General features: G+C 67.0%; 13 protein-coding genes and 1 pseudogene. 9 read left to right on the top strand and 5 right to left on the bottom strand.

The window, feature by feature from the left end:
* The 4 genes and pseudogenes from PK606_RS04930 to PK606_RS04945 form a co-directional block, all read left to right on the top strand.
* Positions 1 to 416, top strand: a pseudogene (locus tag PK606_RS04930) (SAM-dependent DNA methyltransferase); the annotation flags it as partial.
* Entirely contained in the window at positions 413 to 2020 is a 1608-nt protein-coding gene (locus PK606_RS04935) for an Eco57I restriction-modification methylase domain-containing protein (RefSeq protein ID WP_324561310.1), read from the top strand. The pseudogene PK606_RS04930 and the gene PK606_RS04935, both read left to right, overlap by 4 nt.
* Positions 2013 to 4553, top strand: coding sequence for a GIY-YIG nuclease family protein (locus PK606_RS04940; protein WP_324561312.1), 2541 nt, complete (start codon positions 2013 to 2015; stop codon positions 4551 to 4553). The genes PK606_RS04935 and PK606_RS04940 overlap by 8 nt, the downstream gene beginning before the upstream one ends.
* 221 nt (positions 4554 to 4774) lie before the next feature.
* Complete coding sequence (locus tag PK606_RS04945; RefSeq protein ID WP_324561314.1) at positions 4775 to 5500, top strand: lipoyl protein ligase domain-containing protein; 726 nt, start codon at positions 4775 to 4777, stop codon at positions 5498 to 5500.
* A 159-nt stretch (positions 5501 to 5659) separates the two neighbouring features.
* Here PK606_RS04945 and lpdA read toward each other — a convergent pair whose 3' ends face one another.
* From lpdA to aceE, 3 genes are read right to left on the bottom strand one after another with little or no spacing between them, the layout of a single operon-like run.
* Complete coding sequence (gene lpdA, locus PK606_RS04950) at positions 5660 to 7462, bottom strand: dihydrolipoyl dehydrogenase (RefSeq protein WP_324561316.1); 1803 nt, start codon at positions 7460 to 7462, stop codon at positions 5660 to 5662.
* A 14-nt stretch (positions 7463 to 7476) separates the two neighbouring features.
* A complete protein-coding gene (gene aceF, locus PK606_RS04955; protein WP_324561317.1) occupies positions 7477 to 9150 on the bottom strand; it encodes a dihydrolipoyllysine-residue acetyltransferase in 1674 nt (557 codons plus the stop codon).
* 15 nt (positions 9151 to 9165) lie between these two features.
* Positions 9166 to 11868, bottom strand: coding sequence for a pyruvate dehydrogenase (acetyl-transferring), homodimeric type (gene aceE, locus PK606_RS04960; protein WP_324561319.1), 2703 nt, complete (start codon positions 11866 to 11868; stop codon positions 9166 to 9168).
* Positions 11869 to 12126: 258 nt separating this feature from the next.
* Between aceE and PK606_RS04965 the strand changes: the two genes are divergently transcribed.
* From PK606_RS04965 to PK606_RS04985, 5 genes are all read left to right on the top strand, one after another.
* Positions 12127 to 14658, top strand: a complete 2532-nt coding sequence (locus tag PK606_RS04965; RefSeq protein ID WP_324561321.1) for a PAS domain S-box protein — start codon at positions 12127 to 12129, stop codon at positions 14656 to 14658.
* A complete protein-coding gene (locus PK606_RS04970) occupies positions 14655 to 15281 on the top strand; it encodes a response regulator transcription factor (protein ID WP_324561323.1) in 627 nt (208 codons plus the stop codon). Before PK606_RS04965 ends, PK606_RS04970 begins: the two co-directional genes overlap by 4 nt.
* Before the next feature lie 109 nt (positions 15282 to 15390).
* On the top strand, positions 15391 to 16245 hold the full coding sequence (gene folD / locus PK606_RS04975; protein ID WP_324561324.1) for a bifunctional methylenetetrahydrofolate dehydrogenase/methenyltetrahydrofolate cyclohydrolase FolD: 855 nt from the start codon (positions 15391 to 15393) through the stop codon (positions 16243 to 16245).
* Between the two features lie 4 nt (positions 16246 to 16249).
* The gene (locus tag PK606_RS04980; protein ID WP_324561326.1) at positions 16250 to 18382 is read left to right on the top strand and encodes a TonB-dependent receptor family protein; all 2133 of its coding nucleotides are present in this window, start codon (positions 16250 to 16252) and stop codon (positions 18380 to 18382) included.
* 169 nt (positions 18383 to 18551) lie between these two features.
* Positions 18552 to 20582 carry a M3 family metallopeptidase gene (locus tag PK606_RS04985; RefSeq protein WP_324561328.1) on the top strand — a complete coding sequence of 677 codons (2031 nt, stop codon included), beginning with the start codon at positions 18552 to 18554 and terminating at the stop codon, positions 20580 to 20582.
* Between the two features lie 161 nt (positions 20583 to 20743).
* Here PK606_RS04985 and PK606_RS04990 read toward each other — a convergent pair whose 3' ends face one another.
* Entirely contained in the window at positions 20744 to 21649 is a 906-nt protein-coding gene (locus tag PK606_RS04990; protein ID WP_324561330.1) for a DUF1932 domain-containing protein, read from the bottom strand.
* A gap of 132 nt (positions 21650 to 21781) precedes the next feature.
* Positions 21782 to 22750, bottom strand: coding sequence for a Bug family tripartite tricarboxylate transporter substrate binding protein (locus PK606_RS04995; RefSeq protein WP_324561332.1), 969 nt, complete (start codon positions 22748 to 22750; stop codon positions 21782 to 21784).
* Positions 22751 to 22770 lie beyond the last annotated feature (20 nt).

A 22770-nucleotide genomic window follows, 5' to 3' on the forward strand; every position in this document is an offset into this window, starting at 1 on the left:
TCGCCTTATACGGGCTGATGTGCGCCTACGGCATCGAACTCCTGCCCGACAACGCCGCCGAATGCCGCGCCAACATGCTGGCCGTGTTCGCCGAATACCTGCAATTGGAGGAAGGTGACGACCTGTACCGCGCCGCCGCCCATGTGCTGGCCCACAACATCGTGCGCGGCGATGCGGTGTCGATGCAGGTCGCGCCCAATGTGCCCATCACCTTTGCCGAATGGGGTTACCTGGGCAAGGGAAGGTACATGCGGCGCGACTTCCGGTTGGACGTGCTCACCGGCACCTCGGCCTTCAGCCCTGAAGATTCACTGTTCGGCAAACACGACATCTTCACCCCCGTGCAGACCTATCCGCCGATGAGCATGCGCGAGCTGGCCGCCGCCAGCACGCCCACCACCACGGAGCACGCATGAACGATTTGGCCAGCTTCTCGCTGCGCGGGCGTAATCCCGACGTGCTCACTTGTATCGCCAACCTATCGAACGACGAGGTGTTCACGCCGCCCGCGCTGGCACATCGAATGCTGGACATATTGGCCGACGCCTGGGCCGCCGACCACGACGGCGCCGACCTGTGGGCCAACCCCGACGTGTGCTTTCTCGACCCCTGCACCAAGTCCGGCATCTTCCTGCGCGAAATCACCAGCCGCCTGACGCTTGGGTTGGCGCAGCAGATGCCCGACCTGCAAGCGCGTGTCAACCATATCCTCACCCGGCAGGTGTTTGGCATCGGCATCACGCGCCTGACCAGCCTGCTGGCGCGGCGCAGCGTGTACTGCTCCAAGCACGCGCTGGGCGAGCACTCCATCGGCAAGGGCTTCGGCTCGGACGCGGGCAACATCTGGTTCGAACGCACCGAGCACACCTGGGTCAATGGCAAGTGCAGCTTTTGCGGCGCCAGCCAGTCCGCGCTGGACCGCGGCGAAGGGCTGGAAAGCCATGCCTACGCGTTCATCCACACGACCGACATCAAGGCTCGAATTGCCGAGCTGTTTGGAAGCGATATGCAATTCGACGTGATTATCGGAAACCCGCCGTACCAGTTGGGTGATGGTGGCTATGGCAGCAGTGCGGCGCCGATTTACCAACTGTTTGTCGAAAAGGCCCTGCAACTCGATCCGCGCTATGCGGTGTTCGTGACCCCTTCGCGCTGGATGGCCGGCGGTAAGGGGCTTGACGCTTATCGAGCCAACATGTTAGGAGACAAGCGTCTACGCAGTATCGTGGATTACCCAAAACTTTATGAAGCCTTTCCGGGCGTCAAGATTCGCGGAGGTGTTTCCTACTTCCTTTGGGATCGCAATCACGATGGCCAATGCAGTTTTCAAACCATGTGGGATGGCATCCCGACCGGGCCAGCGGTCGCAAGAGATTTGGATGAGTATGATGTGTTGGTGCGACGAAACGAAGCCATTCCCATCCTTGATAAAATACGCTCCAAAAAAGAACCAACCTTGGATCAAAGAGTTTCCAGCCAAAAACCGTTTGGCCTCCGGACGTTTTATCACGGCAAGCCTCGACCAACTCGATTAAAGCAGCCTATCAAACTCTTTGGCTCACAAAAAATCAGCTGGATCGAACGATCGGAGATTCCAACTAATGACCAATGGATCGATAAGTGGAAAATCTTGATGACCAGAGTGCAAGGCACGAGTGCGGCGATCGAGACCAAATTCCTCAGTAAACCAATAATTGCTGAACCACTTACAGCTTGCACCGAAAGTTATATTGTGGCTGGCACGTTCGACGATGAGACACAGGCCCGCAATTATGCAAGTTATTTGCGAACTCGTTTTGCAAGATTTTTAGTCTCGCTACGCAAGCCAACACAAGATGCTGCGCGCGGCGTATATGGATTCGTACCGGATTTACCCCTGGAGGAAGAATGGACAGACGCGAAACTCTACCAACGATACGGCCTGAGTCCAGAAGAAATCGCTTTTATCGAATCCCAAGTGGCCGAACATGACGCGGAGTTGTTCGACGCGGAAGTGACTGACGAGGACGTTGATGAGTAAACCCACCATCGACGACATCCTCGCTGAAAAGCCCACTGCACGCCCTCGCATTTACGCCTACGCCATCGCTGACGACGGGCACGCGGGGCTGCTCAAGGTGGGCCAGACCACGCGCGACGTGCGCCGCCGCGTGGCCGAGCAACTCAAGACTGCGGCCATCCAGAACTTCACCATCGAACTGGAGGAAGACGCCGAGCGGGACGACGGCAGTTTGTTCACCGACCATGAGGTGCGCGCCGCCCTGGTGCGCAAGGGCTTTGCCAAGGCGCAACTGGAATGGGTGCGCTGCACCGTGGCCGACGTGCGCACGGTGCTGGCCGAGTTGCGCACGGGCCAGCGCATCAGCGGCGCGCGTCACGAGAGCTTTGGCATGCGGGCGGAGCAGCAGGAGGCGATGGACAAGACCGAAGCCTACTACCGATCCATCTGGGCCGAGAACGCCCACGCGGCCCCGCGCTTTCTTTGGAACGCCAAGATGCGTTTCGGCAAGACGTTTGCCACGTACCAATTGGCCAAGCGGCTCGGCGCCAAGCGCGTGCTGGTGCTGACCTTCAAGCCGGCGGTGGAGGACGCTTGGCAGACCGACCTGGAAAGCCATGTCGACTTCAACGGCTGGCAGTACTTGTCGCGCACCTCGGGCAGCGATCCGACGCAGGTGGACCGCAACCAGCCGGTGGTGTATTTCGGTTCGTTCCAGGATTTGCTCGGGCGCGACGCGGCGGGCAATATCAAACCGCGCAACGAATGGCTGCACACGGTGAACTGGGACCTGGTGGTGTTCGACGAATACCACTTCGGCGCCTGGCGCGACACGGCGAAGGAGTTGTTCGAGGGCGAGGACGACGCGCAGGCCAAACAAGAAGCCAAGCTGGAATACACGGGCGAACTGGAGGGCGTGAACGAGGGCCTTGGTGTTCTGGCCGAGCGCGAGGCGGACTTTCTGCCCATCACCACGCAGGCCTATCTGTACTTGTCGGGCACGCCGTTCAAGGCGCTGGCCACGGGCGAGTTCATCGAAGAGCAGATTTTCAACTGGACCTACACCGACGAGCAGCGCGCCAAGGCGGCGTTTGCCGAGCAGCACCCCGGCCAGCGCAACCCCTACGGTGCCCTGCCGCAGATGCGGCTGCTGACCTACCAGATGCCGGACGAATTGCTGGCCATCGCCAGCGGCGGGGAGTTCGACGAGTTTGACCTGAATGCGTTCTTCGAGGCAACGGGCACAGGCGATTTGGCCGAGTTCAAGCACAAGCGCGACGTGCAGAAGTGGCTGGACATCATCCGCGGCGGCTACACGGCGCATTCGGCCGAACTGCTGAAGGTGGGCGCGCGCCCGCCGTTTCCCTATTCGGATGTGCGCCTGCTGCCGTATCTGCAGCATTCGTTCTGGTTTCTGCCCAACGTGGCGGCGTGCCATGCGATGGCGAACCTGCTGGCCGAACGGCACAACACGTTCTGGCATGGGTACACCGTCGTCGTGGCGGCGGGGGCGTCTGCGGGCATTGGCTTGGCAGCGCTGCCGCCGGTGCGGGCGGCCATCGGCAGCGGCTTCGACAGCCAGACCATCACCTTGTCGTGCGGCAAGCTGACCACTGGGGTGACGGTGCCGCAGTGGTCGTCCATCCTGATGCTGCGCAACTTGAAGTCGCCCGACACGTACTTTCAGGCGGCGTTTCGGGTGCAGTCGCCATGGTCGATCAAGAACCCCAACGGCGACAACCCGAACGAGGAGGAAATTCTCAAGCCGGTGTGCTTTGTGTTTGACTTTGCGCCAACGCGCGCCCTCCGGCAGTTGTCAGACTACGGCATCGGGCTGTCGCCGGGCGAATCGAACCCCGAGACGGCGGTGCGCGACCTCGTGGCCTTCCTGCCCGTGTTGGCCTACGACGGCGCCAACATGACACAGATCGACGCAGGCGGGATTCTGGACATCGCCATGGCCGGTACGTCGGCGACGCTGCTGGCCCGAAAGTGGGAAAGCGCGCTGCTGGTGAATGTGGACAACGGCACGCTGCGCCGCATTCTGGCCAGCCCGGAGGCGATGGCGGCCGTAGAACGCATCGAGGGCTGGCGCTCGCTGGGCGACAACATCATCGAGACGATCATCAACAAGAGCGAGAAGATCAAGGCGCTGAAGACCAAGGCCAAAGAGCGAGACTTGTCCCCGGTGGAAAAACGCGAGTTGACTGCGGAAGAGAAGGAGTTCAAGTCGAAGCGCAAGCTGGTGCAGGAGAAGCTGATCAAGTTCGCCACGCGCATCCCGGCCTTCATGTACCTGACCGACTTCCGTGAAAACACCTTGCAGGACGTGATCACGAAGTTGGAGCCCGATCTGTTCCTCACGGTAACAGGCCTAACAGTAGAGGACTTTCACTTGCTGGTGCAATTGAAGGTGTTCAATACCGAACAGATGAATCAGGCCGTGTTCGCGTTCCGGCGCTACGAGGATGCGTCGTTGCGCTACACGGGCATCGAAAGCCACGACGGGCTGACGCATATCGGGCTGTATGACACCGTGGTAGCCAAAGAATGAAAGTGCTCTCAGTGGCCAGCGACGATTCTCTTGCGTTGCTTGCTGGCGGTCGCTGCAGGATTGTCGGGCGGATGTCTGTGGACGCGGATCCGCACCTATTGGTCGTTGACATTCAGCGTCGCCAGCACCAGCTATTAAAGTATGAGCAGTGACGGCCCTATAAGCACGTGTAAGCCTGATCGCACCAGCGCGTCGTTGGTAGTTCATCTGTGAACTTCCGCTTGCTTGAGGCTTTCGACGCGACGTCCGACCCGATCGCTGAGGAATCGGCCCTGCTCGACCGGTTGAGCCAGCCGGTGGCCCGGCTGTGGCAGGCGCCGCTGTCACTGGTGGTGCCGCGCAACTATTGCACCCACCCGGGTTTCGATGCCGTGCGTGCCCGCTTTGCGGCCGAGGTCTGCCCTGTGCACGTGCGGCCGTCGGGCGGCGGACTGGTGCCGCAGGGCCCGGGCATCCTGAACCTGAGCCTGGCCTACACCGTAGCGGCGGGAGTGGCTGTGCGGCCGGAGCCGGTCTATCTGCATCTGTGCGAGCTGCTGCGGGCGCCGCTGGCGGCGCTGGGCGTGCCGACTCACTGGCAGGAGGTCGAAGGTTCGTTCTGCGACGGTCGCTTCAACCTGGCCTGCGGCGATGGCGCGCAGGCGCGCAAGATCGCCGGCACGGCGCAGTACTGGCGGCGGCTGCGCGGCGATGGCCCGGCGCCGGGTCACTATGCCGTCTTGGCGCATGCGGTGCTGCTGGTGGACGTGGACCTCGAGGCCGCGCACGAGCGCGCCAACGCGTTCGAGCAGGCGCTGGGCACGGGGCGACGCTATCGAGTGGATCGCACCACCAGCGTGGCCCGCATGCTGGGCGTCAGCGGCGGGGAGGACTTCAGGGCCGAGCTGCGGCAGCGACTGGGCGATGCGGTGTCGCGTGCGCAGCCGCCGGTGCTTGGTGCCAAGTGATTGCGTTTCCAGGCGGGCGACCAGCATTGGTTCGCCATTCCGGTGCAAGCCGGAGACCAGGCCGCCTCAGCGCGCAGACGGCGACCCCAGCTTGCGGCCGGGATCTCACGGTGAACTGAAGTCTTGAGTCTTGAAGCAGCGGCGGATTGGGCCGCTGCCTCAGCGCCTTTGCGGCGGCAGGTCGGTGCACGAGCCATGCGCCGCCTCGGCCGCCATGCCGATGCTTTCGCCCAGCGTGGGGTGCGGATGCACGGTCTTGCCGATGTCGACGACGTCGGCGCCCATCTCGATCGCCAGGGCGATCTCGCCGATCATGTCGCCGGCGTGCGTGCCGACGATGCCGCCGCCGACGATGCGGTGCGTGGCCGCGTCGAACAGCAGCTTGGTGAAGCCCTCGTCGCGACCGTTGGCAATCGCGCGGCCGGAGGCTGCCCAAGGGAACAGGCCCTTGGTCACCTTGACGCCCTGCGCCTTGGCCTGGTCCTCGGTCAGGCCGACCCAGGCGACTTCGGGATCGGTGTAGGCCACGCTGGGGATCACGCGGGCGTTGAATGCTGCCCTGGCCAGCGCCTCGTCGCCCTTCAGCTCGCCCGCGATGACCTCGGCCGCCACGTGCGCCTCGTGCACCGCCTTGTGCGCCAGCATGGGCTGGCCGACGATGTCGCCGATGGCGAAGATGTGGGGCACGTTGGTGCGCATCTGCACGTCGACGTTGATGAAGCCGCGATCCGTCACGGCGACACCCGCCTTGTCGGCGCCGATCTTCCTGCCGTTGGGGCTGCGGCCGACGGCCTGCAGGACCAGGTCGTAGGTTTGCGGCGCGGGGGCGTTCTCTCCCTCGAAGCTGACTTCGATACCGGCGTCGGTCGCCTTGGCGGCCACCGTCTTGGTCCCCAGCATGATGTGGTCGAAGCGCGGTGCGTTCAGCTTCTGCCACACCTTGACCAGGTCACGGTCAGCGCTCTGCATCAGGCCGTCGAGCATCTCGACCACGTCGAGCCGGCTGCCCAGCGTGGAATACACCGTGCCCATCTCCAAGCCGATGATGCCGCCGCCGAGCACCAGCATCCGCTTCGGCACGCTCGCCAGCGCCAGCGCGCCGGTGGAATCGACCACGCGCGGGTCTTCGGGCATGAAGGGCAGGCGCACCGCCTGCGAGCCGGCGGCGATGATGGCGCGCTGGAACTGCACCACCTGTTTCTTGCCGGTCTTTTCCTGGCCGGTGCCGCTGGTTTCTTCCACCTCGATGTGGTTGGCGCCGACGAAGGACCCATAGCCGCGCACGATGGTCACCTTGCGCATCTTGGCCATGGCGCCCAGGCCCCCGGTCAGCTTGCCGATGACCTTTTCCTTGTGCGCGCGCAGCTTGTCGATGTCGACCTTGGGCGCACCGCCGTAGTCGATGCCGAGCGCCGCCAGGTGGCTTACCTCGTCCATCACCGCCGCCACATGCAGCAGCGCCTTGGACGGGATGCAGCCGACGTTCAGGCACACGCCGCCAAGCTGGGCGTAGCGCTCGATCAGCACCACCTTCAGGCCGAGGTCGGCGGCGCGGAAGGCCGCCGAGTAGCCGCCGGGGCCGCCGCCGAGGACGACGACATCGCAATCGAGGTCGGCGCTGCCGCCAAAGGCAGCGGCCTGCGGCGCCGGTCCGGCTGTGGGTGCGGGCGCCGGGGCTGTCGCTGCCGGCGCGGGCGCAGGAATCGGCGCCGCAGCGCCGGCATCGGCCGCGTCCAGCGTCAGCACCACCGAGCCCTCGTTGACCACGTCGCCCAGCTTCACCGCCAGCGACTTGACGACGCCGGCGTGGCTGGACGGGATCTCCATCGACGCCTTGTCCGACTCCACGGTGATCAGGCTTTGCTCGACCTTCACCGTGTCGCCGGGCTGCACCAGCACTTCGATCACGGCGACGTCCTTGAAGTCGCCGATGTCGGGTACCTTGACCTGGATTTCGCTCATGTCAGGGCTCCCGCTCAAAGCATCACGCGGCGGAAGTCCGCCAGCACCTGGCCAAGGAAGGCGTTGAAACGCGCCGCCGCCGCACCGTCGATGACGCGGTGGTCGTAGCTCAAGCTGAGCGGCAGCATCAGGCGCGGCTCGAAGGTCTTGCCGTTCCAGCGCGGCTTCATCTCGCTGCGGCACACGCCCAGGATCGCCACCTCGGGCGCGTTGATGATCGGCGTGAAGTAGGTGCCGCCGATGCCGCCCAGGCTGCTGATGGTGAAGGTGGCGCCGGTCATCTCGGCCGGACCCAGCTTGCCGTCGCGCGCCTTCTTGCTCAGCTCGGCGAGTTCCTGGCTGATCTGCAGGATGCCCTTGCCGTCGGCGCCCTTGATGACGGGCACCACCAGGCCGTTGGGCGTGTCGGCGGCGAAGCCGATGTTCCAGTACTGCTTGTAGACCAGGTTGTCGCCGTCGAGGCTGGTGTTCAGCTCGGGGAATTTCTTCAGCGCCGCCACGCAGGCCTTGATGATGAAGGCCAGCATGGTGACCTTGGGGCCGCCGCTCTTCTCGGCTTCCTTGTTGAGCTGCACGCGCAAGGCTTCCAGCTCGGTGATGTCGGCATCGTCGTTGTTGGTGACGTGCGGGATCATCACCCAGTTGCGGTGCAGGTTGGCGCCGCTGATCTTCTTGATGCGCGACAGCGGCTTGGGCTCGATCGGGCCGAACTTGGCGAAATCAACCTTGGGCCAGGGGATCAGGCCCAGCGCGGCGCCGCCGCCACCGGCAGCACCTTGTGCCGCAGCCTGGGCCTGCGTCTGCGTGCTGCCGGCCATCACCGCGCGGGTGAAGCCCTGCACGTCCTCCTGCGTGATGCGGCCCTTGGGCCCGGTGCCCTTGACCTCGGCCAGCGGCACGCCGAGCTCGCGTGCGAACTTGCGCACGCTCGGGCTGGCATGCGGCAGGCCGACCGGTGGCCGGGTCGGGTCGTGCGCGGGCGCGGTGGCCGGCGCGGCGGCCACCGGAGCGGCCGCGGGTGCGCTGGCGCTCGCCGCCGGGGCTGCCGCGGGCGCAGGGGCTGGCGTCGGCGCTGCCGCAGGCGCGGCCGGCGCCGCGGCACCGCCGCTGCCTTCCAGCACGGCCAGCAGGTCGCCCTGGTTGAGCTTGTCGCCCAGCTTGACCTTCAGTTCCTTGATTACGCCGGCACCACTCGACGGGATCTCCATCGAGGCCTTGTCGCTCTCGACCGTGACCAGCGATTGCTCCATCTTGACGGTGTCGCCCGGCTTGACCAGCACCTCGATCACGGCGACATCCTTGAAGTCGCCGATGTCGGGCACGCGCACCTCGACCAGACCGCCACCAGCGGCTGGCGCTGCCGCGGCGGGCGCCGGCGTTTGGGGCGCGGCCGGCGCCGGTGCGGCCGGCGCGGGAGCCGCCGCTTTCTGTTCCGGCGCCGCAGCTTCGGCGGCGGCCTCGAGCACCAGGATGGTGCTGCCTTCGCTGACCTGGTCGCCCAGCTTGACCTTGAGCTCCTTGACCACGCCGGCGTGGCTGGACGGAATCTCCATCGACGCCTTGTCGGATTCGACCGTGATGAGCGACTGCTCGACCTTCACGGTGTCGCCCGGCGCCACCAACAGTTCGATCACGCCGACCTCCGCGAAATCGCCGATGTCGGGGATCTTGACTTCAACCAATGCCATGACAAGTCCCTCCGTTTAGGCGTGCAGCGGGTTGATCTTGTCGGCATCGAGGCCGTACTTCCTGATCGCCTCGGCCACCTTGGCGGCCGGCAGCTTACCGTCGTCTGACAGGGCCTTGAGCGCGGCCACCGTGATGTAGTGGCGGTCGATCTCGAAGTGCTTGCGCAGGCGGCGGCGGAAGTCACTGCGGCCGAACCCGTCGGTGCCCAGCACCTTGTAGCTGCGGCCGGCCGGGACGTAGGCGCGGATCTGCTCGGCGTAGTTTTTCAGGTAGTCGGTCGATGCCACCACCGGGCCGGTGGTCTGGCCCAGTTGCTGGGCGACGAAGGACTGGCGCGGCTGCTCGGTCGGGTGCAGCAGGTTCCAGCGGTCGGTGTCCTGGCCCTCGCGTGCCAGTTCGTTGAAGCTGGTGCAGCTCCAGACGTCGGCCTGCACGCCCCACTCGGCGGCCAGCAGCTTCTGCGCCTCGATCGATTCACGCAGGATCGAACCCGAGCCCAGCAGCTGCACGCGCTTGTCGCCTTCGGCGCCAGGCTGGCACAGGTACATGCCCTTGAGGATCTGCTCCTCGGTGCCGGCGACCAGGCCCGGCATCGGGTAGTTCTCGTTCAGCAGGGTGATGTAGTAGAAGACATTGTCCTGCTTCTCGACCATGCGCTTCAAGCCATGGTGCAGGATCACGGCGACCTCGTGCGCGAACGTTGGGTCGTAGCTGACGCAGTTGGGGATCACGCCGGCCAGGATGTGGCTGTGGCCGTCCTCGTGCTGCAGGCCCTCGCCGTTGAGCGTGGTGCGGCCGGCGGTGCCGCCCAGGATGAAGCCGCGCGCCAGCATGTCGCCGGCGGCCCAGGCGAAATCGCCGAAGCGCTGGAACCCGAACATCGAGTAGTAGATGTAGAACGGGATCATGATGCGGTTGTTGGTCGAGTACGAGGTCGCCGCCGCGATCCACGAGCACATGCCGCCGGCCTCGGTGATGCCTTCCTGCAGGATCTGGCCGTTTTCCTGCTCCTTGTAGTACATCACCTGGTCGCGGTCGACCGGGGTGTAGAGCTGGCCCTTGGGGTTGTAGATGCCGATCTGGCGGAACAGCCCTTCCATGCCGAAGGTGCGCGCCTCGTCGACCAGGATCGGCACCACGCGCGGGCCGAGCGCCTTGTCGCGCAGCAGCTGCGTCAGGAAGCGCACGTAGGCCTGGGTGGTGCTGATCTCGCGACCCTCGGCTGTGGGGTCGGTCACCGCCTTGAAGGTCTCCAGCGCGGGAATGGTGAAGCTCTCGTCGGCCTTCTCGCGCCGCGTCGGCAGGTAGCCGCCCAGCGCCTGACGGCGCTCGTGCAGGTACTTCATCTCCGGCGTGTCGTCGGCCGGCTTGTAGTACGGCAGCTTCTCGAGCTCGCTGTCGGGGATCGGGATGTTGAAGCGGTCGCGGATGTAGCGGATGTCCTCGTCGTCCAGCAGCTTGGTCTGGTGCACGGTGTTCTTGGCCTCGCCCGCCTTGCCCATGCCGTAGCCCTTCACCGTCTTGACCAGCAGCACCGTGGGCTGGCCCTCGAAGTGGTAGGCGGCGTGGAAGGCGGCGTAGACCTTCTCCGGGTCGTGGCCGCCGCGCCGCAGTTCCCAGATCTCCTCGTCGGTCATGTGCTCGACCAGCTGCGCCGTCTCGGGGTAGCGGCCGAAGAAGTGCTTGCGGATGTAGGCGCCGTCCATGGCGCGGTAGGTCTGGTAGTCGCCGTCTAGTGTCTCCATCATCACCTGCCGGAGCTTGCCGCTCTTGTCGCGGCGCAGCAGGTCGTCCCAGCCCTTGCCCCACAGCAGCTTGATGACGTGCCAGCCGGCGCCGCGGAAGTCGCCTTCCAGCTCCTGGATGATCTTGCCGTTGCCGCGCACCGGGCCGTCCAGGCGCTGCAGGTTGCAGTTGATGACGAAGATCAGGTTGTCGAGGCGCTCGCGCGAGGCCAGCGTGATGGCGCCGCGGCTCTCGGGCTCGTCCATCTCGCCGTCGCCCAGGAACACCCAGACCTTGCGATTGGCGGTGTCGGCGATGCCGCGCGCGTGCAGGTACTTGAGGAAACGCGCCTGGTAGATCGCCATCATCGGGCCCAGGCCCATGCTGACGGTGGAGAACTGCCAGAAACCCGGCATCAGGTGCGGGTGCGGGTAGCTCGACAGGCCCTTGCCGTGGACCTCCTGGCGGAAGTTCTCCAGCTGCTCCTCGCTGATGCGGCCTTCCAGGTAGGCGCGGGCGTAGATGCCGGGCGCGCTGTGGCCCTGGAAGTAGATGCAGTCGCCGCCGTGGTTCTCGCTCTCGGCGTGCCAGAAGTGGTTGAAGCCGGCGCCCCACATGCTGGCCAGCGAGGCGAACGAGCCGATGTGGCCGCCCAGGCTGCCGCCCTCGGGCGGCTCGATGCGGTTGGCGCGCACCACCATCGCCATGGCGTTCCAGCGCATGTAGGCGCGCAGGCGCTTCTCGATCGCGATGTTGCCGGGGCAGCGCGCCTCCTGCTCGGGCTCCAGCGTGTTGACATAGCCGGTGTTGGCCGAGAACGGCAGGTCGATGCTGCTCTGGCGCGCGTGCTCGAGCAGGTTCTCGAGCAGGAAGTGGGCCCGCTCGGCACCCTCCTTTTCGATCACCGCGGACAGCGCGTCCATCCATTCGCGCGTTTCCAGGGCGTCGGAATCGGCCGGCCGACCGGCGCCAGCTTGAGACTCAGCGGACATGTTCTTGTCTCCTTTAGGTGTTGTGCTTGATGCCATTGTGAACCAAGGTCCGAATCATCCCATATTTTCCCTCTATGTTCCAAATAATGAGTTATAATTTCATAATACGGGATGCAAGATAACGACAGTATCGTGGTCGAGGGCATCGATCGTGCCCGCCTGGAGTCGGTTCGGAGGCTTGTCGGACAGACTTCCGCGCAGCCGGTGCGCGCACTCCCCGACCACCCGCCAGCCGGCCAGTCGCCTACACTGAAATCCATGCAGTCTGCCCCGCCCCCGGTTGCGATCGACCGCGCCCCACCCGGCCCAGTGCCCTGGTGGCGGCGGCTGCGCCATCTGTGGCACGACCACCTGTCGCTGGTGGCCCCGCTGGCGGCGGTGCTGCTGTTCCTGGCGGCGATTATCTCGGCCTTCTGGTATCTACGGCTGGAAGAGCTGCGGCGCGAACAGGAGGCGGTCAAGCGCGACGTCGAATACAGCCAGCAGCGCGTGCGGCTGCGCCTGCTGGAGCGGCAGGAGCAGATGATGCGCCTGGCGCGCGACATCGCCAACCGCGAGGTCAATCCGCAGCAGTTCCGCCTGCGCGCCGCCTCGATGGTGGTACAGCACCCGGAAGTGGTGGCGATCAGCTGGGTCGACGAACGCCAGCGCCTGATCGGCATCGAGGTGTCGCCAAGTGTCGGCGCGACGCGCGACTGGCTGGAGGGCGAGCTCATGAAGCCGGGCGAGGTGCAGGCCGGCTACGAGCTGGCGCGCGACCTGCTGCAGCCGGTGTATTCGCAGCCGAACATGGCCAGCGGCGTCGAGCCGGTGCTGCAGCTGCACGTGCCGATCACGCCCGGCGGCAAGTTCGCCGGCGGCCTGTTCGTCGAGTACTCGGTCGATGCCCTGATGCGCTACGGCGTGCCGGCCGACATGCTGGCCAAGTACGCGATCGCCCTGCTCGACAGCAAGGGCCAGCTGCTGGCCGGCCACAGCATCCCCGATCGCCACGGCCTGGCCGAACGCTTTCCCTGGAGCGGCCAGGTCAACGAGGTGGAAACGCCGGTCGCCCCGGTCGGCAACGGCCTGGTGTTACGGGCCCAGGCCTGGCGCACCTCGCAGGACGCCGTCGGCGGCGCCTGGTTCTGGCTGGTCGCCGTGCTGGCCGCCATGACCACCTGGATGCTGCTGGCCAACTGGCGCCAGAGCCAGCGCCGCCAACAGGCGCAGGACGCCCTGCTGGCCGAGACCAGCTTCCGCCGCGCGATGGAGAACTCGATGCTGACCGGCATGCGTGCGCTGGACCTGGAAGGCCGCATCATCTACGTCAACCCGGCCTTCTGCCGCATGACCGGCTGGACCGAGGAGGACCTGCTGGGCGAGGCGGCGCCGTTCTCCTACTGGCCCGAACAAGACCGCGAGGTGCTGCAGGCGCGCCTGGTCGAGGAACTCGGCGGCGGCGCCGACCCGGCAGGCTTCCAGATGCGGGTGCAGCGCAAGAACGGCTCGCGCTTCGACGCCCGCATGTATGTCTCGCCGCTGATCGACGCCATCGGCAAGCAGACCGGCTGGATGGCGTCGATGACCGACATCACCGAGCCGAACCGCGTGCGGCGCCAGCTGTCGGCCTCCTACGAGCGCTTCACCACCGTGCTGGAGGCGCTGGATGCCTCAGTGTCGGTGGCGCCGCTGGGCAGCGAGGAACTGCTGTTCGCAAACAAGCTGTACCGCCAGTGGTTCGGCGGCACCACCGTCGGCCACCTGTCGCTGGTGGTGCGTGCCGGCACGCCCGAAACCCAGGCCTCGGATGAAAGCCTGGACGTGGTCGACGCCTTCGCCGGCTTGCCGCTCGACGGCCTGGCCACCACGCCGGTGGCCGACCACGCCGAGGTCTACATCGAGCGCCTGGACAAGTGGCTGGAAGTGCGCTCGCGCTACCTGAACTGGGTCGACGGCCGGCTGGCGCAGATGGTGATCGCCACCGACATCACCGCGCGCCACCACGCCGCCGAACAGGCTGCGGCGCAGGCCGAGCGGGCGCAGACCGCCAGCCGCCTGATCACCATGGGCGAGATGGCCTCCAGCGTGGCGCACGAGCTGAACCAGCCGCTGACGGCGATCAGCAACTACTGCAACGGCATGATCTCGCGCCTGCGCGGCGGCACCATCAACCCGGCCGATCTGCTGGTCGCGCTCGACAAGACGGCACGCCAGGCGCAGCGCGCCGGCCAGGTGATCCAGCACATCCGCAACTTCGTCAAGCGCAGCGAGCCGCGCCGCCAGTGGGCCGAGATCCCGCCGATGATCGAGCAGGTGGTCGAGCTGGCCGAGATCGAGCTGCGCCGGCGCCAGGTGCGCCTGACCTACTTCGTGGCGCCGCAACTGCCGGCGCTGTTCGTCGACCCGATCTTGATCGAGCAGGCGCTGATCAACCTGATCAAGAACGGCGCCGAGTCGATCGACGTGGCCGAGCGGCCGGTCGGCAACCGCGTGGTCGACCTGCGCATCACGCAACGCGACATCGACGGCCAGCCGGTGCTGCACTTCGCCGTGGCCGACACCGGCCGCGGGCTGCCGCCGGAGGTGCTGGACCGCCTGTACGAGGCTTTCTTCTCGACCAAGCACGAGGGCCTGGGCATCGGCCTGAACCTGTGCCGTTCGATCGTCGAGGCGCACCAGGGGCGGATCACGGCGGAGAATCTCTACAATGCGGGCCACATCGTGGGCTGCCGCTTCAGTTTCTGGATTCCGGTTGGCCCGGAGCAGGATGCGGCGCCCAGCGCCCACAGCAGCAGGATGGCGGCATGAATTTGATTCCAAAGCGGGGCACGGTATACGTCGTCGACGACGACGAGGCGGTCAGGGATTCGATCCAGTGGCTGCTCGAAGGACAGGACTACCGGGTGCGCTGCTTTGAATCGGCCGAGGTGTTCCTGGCCCGCTACGACCCGCGCGAAGTGGCCTGCCTGATCATCGACATCCGCATGAACGGCATGAGCGGGCTCGACCTGCAGGACCGCTTGCTGGAGCGCCAGTCGCCGCTGCCGGTGGCCTTCATCACCGGCCACGGCGACGTGCCGCTGGCCGTGGACACGATGAAGAAGGGCGCGATGGACTTCATCCAGAAGCCGTTCAAGGAAAACGAGCTGGTGTCGCTGGTCGAGCGCATGCTGGCGCAGGCGCGCATCAGCTTTGCCGAGCACCAGCAGGCCGCCAGCCGCGACGCGCTGCTGGCCAAGCTGACCGGCCGCGAGGCCCAGGTGCTGGAGCGCATCGTCGCCGGTCGCCTGAACAAGCAGATCGCCGACGACCTCGGCATCAGCATCAAGACGGTGGAGGCGCACCGCGCCAACATCATGGAAAAGCTGGGCGCCAACACGGTGGCCGACCTGCTCAAGATCGCGCTCGGGCAGAACGGCCATCGAAGCTGAGCTTGCGCGCCGGCGCGCCCGCTGACAGCCGGCATGGCGAGCGCGCCCGCCGTGGCGCCGTGCCACCCGGCTCCTGTTTCCTGTCTTCATTTCACCAGCAGAGTCCCGCATGACCGCCCAGTTGATCGATGGCAACGCGCTTGCCCGGCAAGTTCGCGCCGAGGTGGCGCACCGCGTCGAGGCGCTGAAAAGCCACGGCGTGCAGCCGCACCTGGTGGTGATCCTGGTCGGCGAGGATCCGGCCAGCCAGGTCTACACGCGCAACAAGGTCGCCGACAGCGAGCAGACCGGCCTCGGCGCCACGCTCGAGCGCTACCCCGCCGACATGGCGGAGGCCGATCTGCTGGCGCGCATCGCGGCGCTGAATGCCGACCCGGCCGTGCACGGCATCCTGGTGCAGTTGCCGCTGCCGCGGCACATGGACTCGAGCAGCGTCATCGAGGCCATCGCGCCCGCCAAGGACGTGGACGGCTTTCACGTCGCCTCGGCCGGTGCGCTGATGGTCGGCCAGCCGGGCTTTCGCCCCTGCACGCCCTACGGCTGCATGAAGATGCTGGAATCGATCGGCATGCGCGATCTGCGCGGCAAGCACGCGGTGGTGATCGGGCGCAGCAACATCGTCGGCAAGCCGATGGCCATGATGCTGCTGGCCGCCAATGCCACCGTCACCATGTGCCACAGTGGCACGCCCGACCTGGCCGCGCTGACCCGGCAGGCCGACGTGGTGGTGGCCGCGGTCGGCAAGCGCAAGGTGCTCACGGCCGACATGGTCAAGCCCGGCGCGGTGGTAATCGACGTCGGCATGAACCGGGATGAGCAAGGCAAGCTGTGCGGCGACGTCGACTTCGATGGCGTGAAACAGGTTGCCGGCTGGATCACCCCGGTGCCCGGCGGCGTCGGCCCGATGACGCGCGCCATGCTGCTGGTGAACACCATCGAGGCGGCCGAGCGCACGCTCGCCTGACACCGTGCGGGCGCGCCGCGCGGCCCTGCTGCTGTCGGCCTGCGCCTGGCTGCCGTCCGCCTGGGCGTCCGATGCCGACTTCGATGACGGCGGCGCGCTCGACCCCATCGTGGTGCGGGGCAGTCGCGCCATTGCCGAGCGCTGGCACTCGCCGGCCGCGCTGGAAGTTATCAGCGGCGATGAGTTGCGTGCCGGCCGGCCGCAGATCAGCATCGCCGACGGCCTGAGCCGCCTGCCCGGCCTGGTGGTGCGCGAGCGCCACAACCACGCCCAGGACCTGCAACTGTCGGTGCGTGGCTTCGGCAGCCGCGCCAGCTTCGGCGTGCGCGGGCTCAAGCTGTACGTCGACGGCATCCCGGCCAGCGCGCCGGACGGCCAGGGGCAGACCAGCCACTTTCCTATCGGCGCGGCCGAACGCATCGAATTCGTGCGCGGGCCGCTCGCGGCGCTGTACGGCGCCAACAGCGGCGGCGTGCTGGCGCTCACCACCGAGGACGGCCGCTGGCCGGGCGAATGGCGCGCCGGCTTCGCCGCCGGCAGCGACGGGCAGTGGCGCCTGTCGAGCCAGGTGCTCGGCCGCACCGCTCCGCCGGAGCAAACGGGCTGGGCCTACGCACTCGCCGTCAGCGGCTTCACGACCGACGGCGCGCGCCCGCACAGTGCGGCCACGCAGGGCACGGCCAACCTCAAGCTGTCGCGCCAGGACGCCGATGGCCGGCTGGTGCTGCTGCTGAATCATCACCAGGGCCAGGCCCAGGATCCGCTGGGCCTGTCGCGCGCCGAGTTCGACGCCGACTGGCGCCAGACCACCGCCAACGCGCTGCGCTACGACAGCCGCAAGACTGTGCATCAGACCCAACTCGGCGCCGCCTGGGAGCGGCGCCTGGGCGCCGGGCAGCGACTGGAGCTGATCGGCTGGCTGGGCCAGCGCGGCGTGGTGCAGTACCAGGCGATTCCGCCCGCCGCCCAGGCCGCGCCGACCTCGGCTGGCGGCGTGATCGATCTGAACCGCGGCTACGGCGGCATCAATGCGCGCTGGCGGCTGGAGCGCCCGATGGGCGACGCCACGCTCGGCCTGGTCGCCGGCTTGAGCTGGAGCCGCCAGCAGGAGCATCGCCGGGGCTACGAGAACTTCATCGGCGAACGCCTGGGCGTGCGTGGCCGCCTGCGCCGCGACGAGCGCAACGTCGCCGACGCGCTGGAACCCTACGTGCAGGCCGAATGGCGAAGCGGCCCCTGGACGCTCTCGGGCGGCCTGCGCCATTCACGCATCGCGTTCAGTTCGCGCGACCATTACATCGGACCCGGCAACGACGACAGTGGCCGTGTGCGGTTCTCCGGCTTCAGCTCGGTGCTCGGCGCGCGGGTGCAACTGGCCGATGCACTACAACTGTTCGGCAGCATCGGTGGCGGCCTGGAGACACCGACGCTGAACGAGGCGGCCTACTCGCCCGGTGGCCAGGGTGGCCTGAACCGGGCCCTGGGCGCCAGCCGCCACCGCAGTGCCGAGATCGGCCTGCGTGGGCGCCATGGCTGGGGCGGCTGGAGCGCCACCGCCTTCCAGGTGCACAGCGACAACGAGATCGTGCCGGCGCTCAGCCAGGGCGGCCGCACCACCTACCAGAACGCCGGCCGCACGCGCCGCCACGGGCTGGAGCTGGCACTGGATGCGGAGCTCGGTGAGTTCACGCTGGGTGCGGCGGCCAGCTTCATGCGGGCAAGGTTCCGCGACGGCTACAGCCGCTGCACCGCCCTGCCCTGCAGCAACCCGGCCGATCGGGTGCCCGCCGGCAAGCGCATCCCCGGACTGCCGCGCCAGCAGTTGACGGCGCAGCTCGACTGGCGGCCAAGCTGGGCCCGCGGCGGCGTGATCGGGCTGGAAGCGCGCCACATCGGCCGCGTGCCGGTCAACGACGCCAACACCGACTTCGCCGGCGCCGCCACCGTGTTCGCCCTCAGCGCGCGGCACGAGCTCACGCGTGGCAACTGGCGCATTCAGCCGTTCCTGCGCATCGACAACCTCGGCAACCGGCGCCACGCCGGCTCGACGATCGTCAATGAAGGCAATGGCCGCTTTTTCGAGCCGGCGCCAGGCCGCTCGGTCTTCGTCGGGCTGGAGTTGCGGGCGCGGCGCTGAACTTGACGGAATACCGGACGCAGCGGACGCAAGGGTTTCGCGGAAGACGCAGAAGAAGACCACCAAAGGGTTGTTGTTGAATCTTCCGCGTCCTCGGCGTAGTTCTTGCGTCCTCCGCATCCAGCTGTTCGACTTGAGAATCAATCCATCCGCCCTCATCTTTCATTCCATGCCCAATCCGCTGCTCGACTTCACCGACCTTCCCCTGTTCGACCAGATCCGCCCGGAGCACGTCGCGCCGGCGACGGATCAGCTGCTGACCGAGGCCGATGCCGCGCTCGAACGCGTCACCGCCGACGATTTCCCCGCCGACTGGGCGGCGCTGTCGGGCACGCTGGGCGTGGCGACCGAGCGGCTGGGCCGTGCCTGGGGCGCTGTCAGCCACCTGAACGCCGTCGCCGACACACCGCCGCTGCGCGCCGCCTACAACGCGGCGCTGCCGAAGATGACCGAGTTCTGGACCCGGCTTGGCGCCGACGAGCGCCTGTACGCCAAGTACAAGGCGATCGACCCGGCCACCCTCGATACCGAACAGCAGGAAGCGCTTCGCCACGCGCTGCGCGACTTCGTGCTGGATGGCGCCGAGCTGCAGGGCGAGGCCAAGGCGCGCTTTGCCGCCATCCAGGACCGACTCGCCGAGCTGGGCCAGAAGTTCAGCGAGAACACTTTGGACGCCACCGACGCCTACGCCTGGTACGCCGGCGAGGACGAACTGGCCGGCGTTCCACCCGACGTGAAGCAGGCTGCGCGCGCCGCAGCCGAGACCGAAGGCCGCGACGGCTACAAGCTGACGCTCAAGCTGCCGTGCTACCTGCCGGTGATGCAGTTCGGCACCGATCGGCCGCTGCGCGAGCGGCTGTACCGGGCCTACGTCACGCGTGCCTCGGACCAGGCCGAAGGCGATGCGGTGCGCTTCGACAACGCACCGCTGATGCGCGAGATCCTGCAGCTGCGGCGCGAGGAGGCACGACTGCTCGGCTATGCCAATTTCGCCGAAGTGTCGATCACGCCCAAGATGGCCCGCTCGCCGCAGCAGGTGATCGAGTTCCTGCACCAGCTTGCCGCCAAGGCGCGGCCCTATGCCGAGCGCGACGTGCAGGATCTGCGCCGCTTCGCCGCCGACGAGCTGGGGCTGGACGACCCACAGGCCTGGGACTGGCCGTTCATCGGCGAGCGCCTGAAGGAAGCGCGCTACGCCTTCAGCGAGCAGGAAGTCAAGCAGTACTTCACCGCGCCGAAGGTGCTGGCCGGCCTGTTCAAGATCGTCGAAACGCTGTTCGAGGTCGCGATCCGGCGCGACCGCGCGCCGACCTGGCACCCGGCGGTCGAGTTCTACCGCATCGAGCGCGACGGCCGGCTAATCGGCCAGTTCTACCTTGACCCCGGCGCGCGCGCCGGCAAGCGGGGCGGCGCCTGGATGGACGACGTGCGGGCGCGCTGGCTGCGCCCCGACAGCCGCGCGCTGCAGACGCCGGTGGCGCACCTGGTGTGCAACTTCGCCGAAGGCGTGGGCGGCCAGCCGCCGCTGCTGACGCACGACGACGTGATCACGCTGTTCCACGAGTTCGGCCACGGCCTGCACCACCTGCTGACGCAGGTCGACGAGCTCAGCGTCTCGGGCATCAGCGGCGTCGAGTGGGACGCGGTCGAGTTGCCGAGCCAGTTCATGGAGAACTTCTGCTGGGAATGGGAAGTGCTGCGCCACATGACGGCCCACGTCGACACCGGCGCGCCGCTGCCGCGCGCGCTGTACGACAAGATGGTGGCGGCCAAGAACTACCAGGCCGGCATGCAGACGCTGCGCCAGATCGAGTTCGCGCTGTTCGACATGCTGCTGCACACCGAGCACGATCCGGCGCTGGACTTCCAGCCGCTGCTCGAGCGCGTGCGCGCCGAGGTCGCGGTGCTCCAGCCGCCGGCCTTCAACCGCATGGCCCAGACCTTCAGCCACGTCTTCGCTGGCGGCTATGCGGCCGGCTACTACAGCTACAAATGGGCCGAGGTGCTGTCGGCGGACGCCTATGCAGCGTTCGAGGAAACCGCCGCCGACGATGGCACGCCCAGCATCGAGACCGGCCGCCGCTACCGCCAGGCGATCCTGGAAGCCGGCGGCAGCCACCCAGCGATGGAATCCTTCAAGGCCTTCCGCGGCCGCGAGCCGACGCTGGACGCGCTGCTGCGCCACCAGGGCATGGCTTGACTGGTGTTCGGCAAGGCCTGGATCGGACAGCGGAGCTGACTAGACGCGAAGGTTCCGCGAAAGTCGCGAAAGACAGCCTTCGAGAACAATTCTTGAATGCTTCGCGTCCTTCGCGCAGTTCTTGCATTCGTGGCGTCCGGTTGTTCTGACTTCCCGATCTGCTATCCACGCGAGCGCACACCCAGCAGCGCATCGGCGTAGGCCTGCCATTCAGCCGACTTGCCGATGTCGGCGAACACACCCGCTCGGGCCTGGTCGGCCACCCACTGCTGCTTGCCGGCGATGGCGCGCGCCATAAAGGGCTCGAAGCCGGCCTCCTGCACCGTGCGCGCCGATTCGCGCATTTCCTCGGCGCGGCGCTGGCCGTGCTGCGCCACGCGGCTGAAGAAGTAGGCGCCCTGCGCGCTCCAGTCGATGCCGGGAAAGGTTTCCTGCAAGGTCGGCAGCACGTGTTCCTCGACGCCGTAGGCGCGCGCCGCCGTGTAGCTCTCGATCACCAGCGCCTCCAGGCCCTTGATCATCACGCTGCGGCACATCTTGATCGCGCTGGCGATGCCCAGCCGCTCACTCACCACCTTGGCGTCCATGCCCCAGCGGTTCAGGCGCTCGGCCAGCTCGGCCGCACGCGCGCCGCCCAGCAGCATCGGCACGCGGATGCCGTAGGGCGGCACCGAGGTCATGACGCCGGCCTCGACGTAATGCGCGCCGGCGTCCTCGATCAGGCGCGCGCACTGCTGCTTGGTGCCCGGCGAGGCGGAATTGAGATCCAGGAACAGCGCGCCGGCGCGGATATGGCGCGCCGCCTGCTCGGCCACCGCCAGCGTGTTCGAGGCGGTGACCGCCGAGATCACCAGGTCGCTTGCCGCGCACAACGCCTGCGCCGACCCATGCGCCTCGATGCCCGCCTGCCCGGCATGCGCCCGTTCCCGCTCGCGTGTGGCGGGTTCGGCGAACTTCAGATCCCAGGCACCCACCGACCCGACGTCGGCCTGCCCTTTCAGGCCGGCCGAGAAGATCTTGCCGACTTCGCCGTACCCGATCAGACCGATGTGCTCAAGCGTGCTCATAAGTACCCCACTCCATCCCATGCAACAAGCGCCCGCCTGGCTGCCACGACGCTGATCGAACTCCTGATTGCTTCAAATCCTTCGGGGAACTTTCGTGTTCGGATGCCTGGTCGTTGAACCGATCGACCACCGTCACTGCCGCTCGATCTTGGCCTTGGCGATCACCTCGCCCCAGCGCTGAATGTCCCCCTTCAACATGTCGGCGGCAGTCACCGGCGTGCCGGGATGTGGGTCGAGGTTGAGCGCTTCCAGCTTCTGCCGCACCGCCGCATCGGCCAGGGCGGCATTGACCGCCTTGTTGAGCTGCTCGACCACCGGCTTCGGCGTCCCGGCCGGCACTGCCAGCCCGTTCCACGAGGCGGCATTCAAGCCCTTGACGCCGGCTTGCTGCGCGGTCGGCACATCGGGCAGCACGCGCGAGCGCTTGTTGCCGGTGACCGCCAGCGGGCGCAGCGCCTTGCCCTGGATCTGCGCCAGCAGCGGGCTCAGGATGTCCAGCCCGGCGTGCAGCTGGCCACTGCGGATGGCGGTGATCACGTCCGGCGTGCCCTTGAACGGCACCACCTGCAGATCCAGCCCGGCGGCGCTCTTGAACAGCTCGGCCGCCAGGTGCTGGGTGGTGCCGATGTTGGGCGTGCCCAGGTTCAGCCTGCCGGGGTTGGCCTGGCCCCAGGTGATCAGCTCACCCAGGGTCTTGAACTCACCACCCTCGTTGGCGACGATGACCAGATCGAACGTGGCCAGCGGCGCCACCGGCGTGAAGGCCTTCAGGGTATCGAACGGCAGCGACCTGAACAGCGCCTCGCTGACGGCGGTGCCGCTCGAGATCAGCAGCAGCGTGTGGCCGTCCGGCGCCGCACCAGCCACCGTCTGTCCTGCCACCACGCCGCCGGCGCCAGGCTTGTTCTCGATCACCACCGGCTGGCCGAGCGTTCTGGCCATGTGTTCGCCGACCGCGCGCGCCGTGATGTCAGCGGCGCCGCCGGGCGCATTGGGCACCACGATCTTGACCACCTTGGACGGGAACTTGGTGGCGGCGAGCGCGATGCCCGGGCACAGCGCGGCGGATGCGCTGGCGAGCAGCAATTGGCGGCGGATCATTGGCGGCTCCTGGCTGGTCT

It is taken from the genome of Ottowia sp., from assembly GCF_035444425.1.
Taxonomy (GTDB): Bacteria; Pseudomonadota; Gammaproteobacteria; order Burkholderiales; family Burkholderiaceae_C; genus Ottowia.

Excerpts from the sequence above, each read along its gene's own strand:
- PK606_RS04935 (WP_324561310.1), top strand. The coding sequence starts at position 413 with ATGAACGATTTGGCCAGCTTCTCGCTGCGCGGGCGTAATCCCGACGTG.
- PK606_RS04940 (WP_324561312.1), top strand. The coding sequence starts at position 2,013 with ATGAGTAAACCCACCATCGACGACATCCTCGCTGAAAAGCCCACTGCA.
- lpdA (WP_324561316.1), bottom strand. The coding sequence starts at position 7,462 with ATGAGCGAAATCCAGGTCAAGGTACCCGACATCGGCGACTTCAAGGAC.
- aceF (WP_324561317.1), bottom strand. The coding sequence starts at position 9,150 with ATGGCATTGGTTGAAGTCAAGATCCCCGACATCGGCGATTTCGCGGAG.
- aceE (WP_324561319.1), bottom strand. The coding sequence starts at position 11,868 with ATGTCCGCTGAGTCTCAAGCTGGCGCCGGTCGGCCGGCCGATTCCGAC.
- PK606_RS04965 (WP_324561321.1), top strand. The coding sequence starts at position 12,127 with ATGCAGTCTGCCCCGCCCCCGGTTGCGATCGACCGCGCCCCACCCGGC.
- PK606_RS04970 (WP_324561323.1), top strand. The coding sequence starts at position 14,655 with ATGAATTTGATTCCAAAGCGGGGCACGGTATACGTCGTCGACGACGAC.
- folD (WP_324561324.1), top strand. The coding sequence starts at position 15,391 with ATGACCGCCCAGTTGATCGATGGCAACGCGCTTGCCCGGCAAGTTCGC.
- PK606_RS04985 (WP_324561328.1), top strand. The coding sequence starts at position 18,552 with ATGCCCAATCCGCTGCTCGACTTCACCGACCTTCCCCTGTTCGACCAG.
- PK606_RS04990 (WP_324561330.1), bottom strand. The coding sequence starts at position 21,649 with ATGAGCACGCTTGAGCACATCGGTCTGATCGGGTACGGCGAAGTCGGC.
- PK606_RS04995 (WP_324561332.1), bottom strand. The coding sequence starts at position 22,750 with ATGATCCGCCGCCAATTGCTGCTCGCCAGCGCATCCGCCGCGCTGTGC.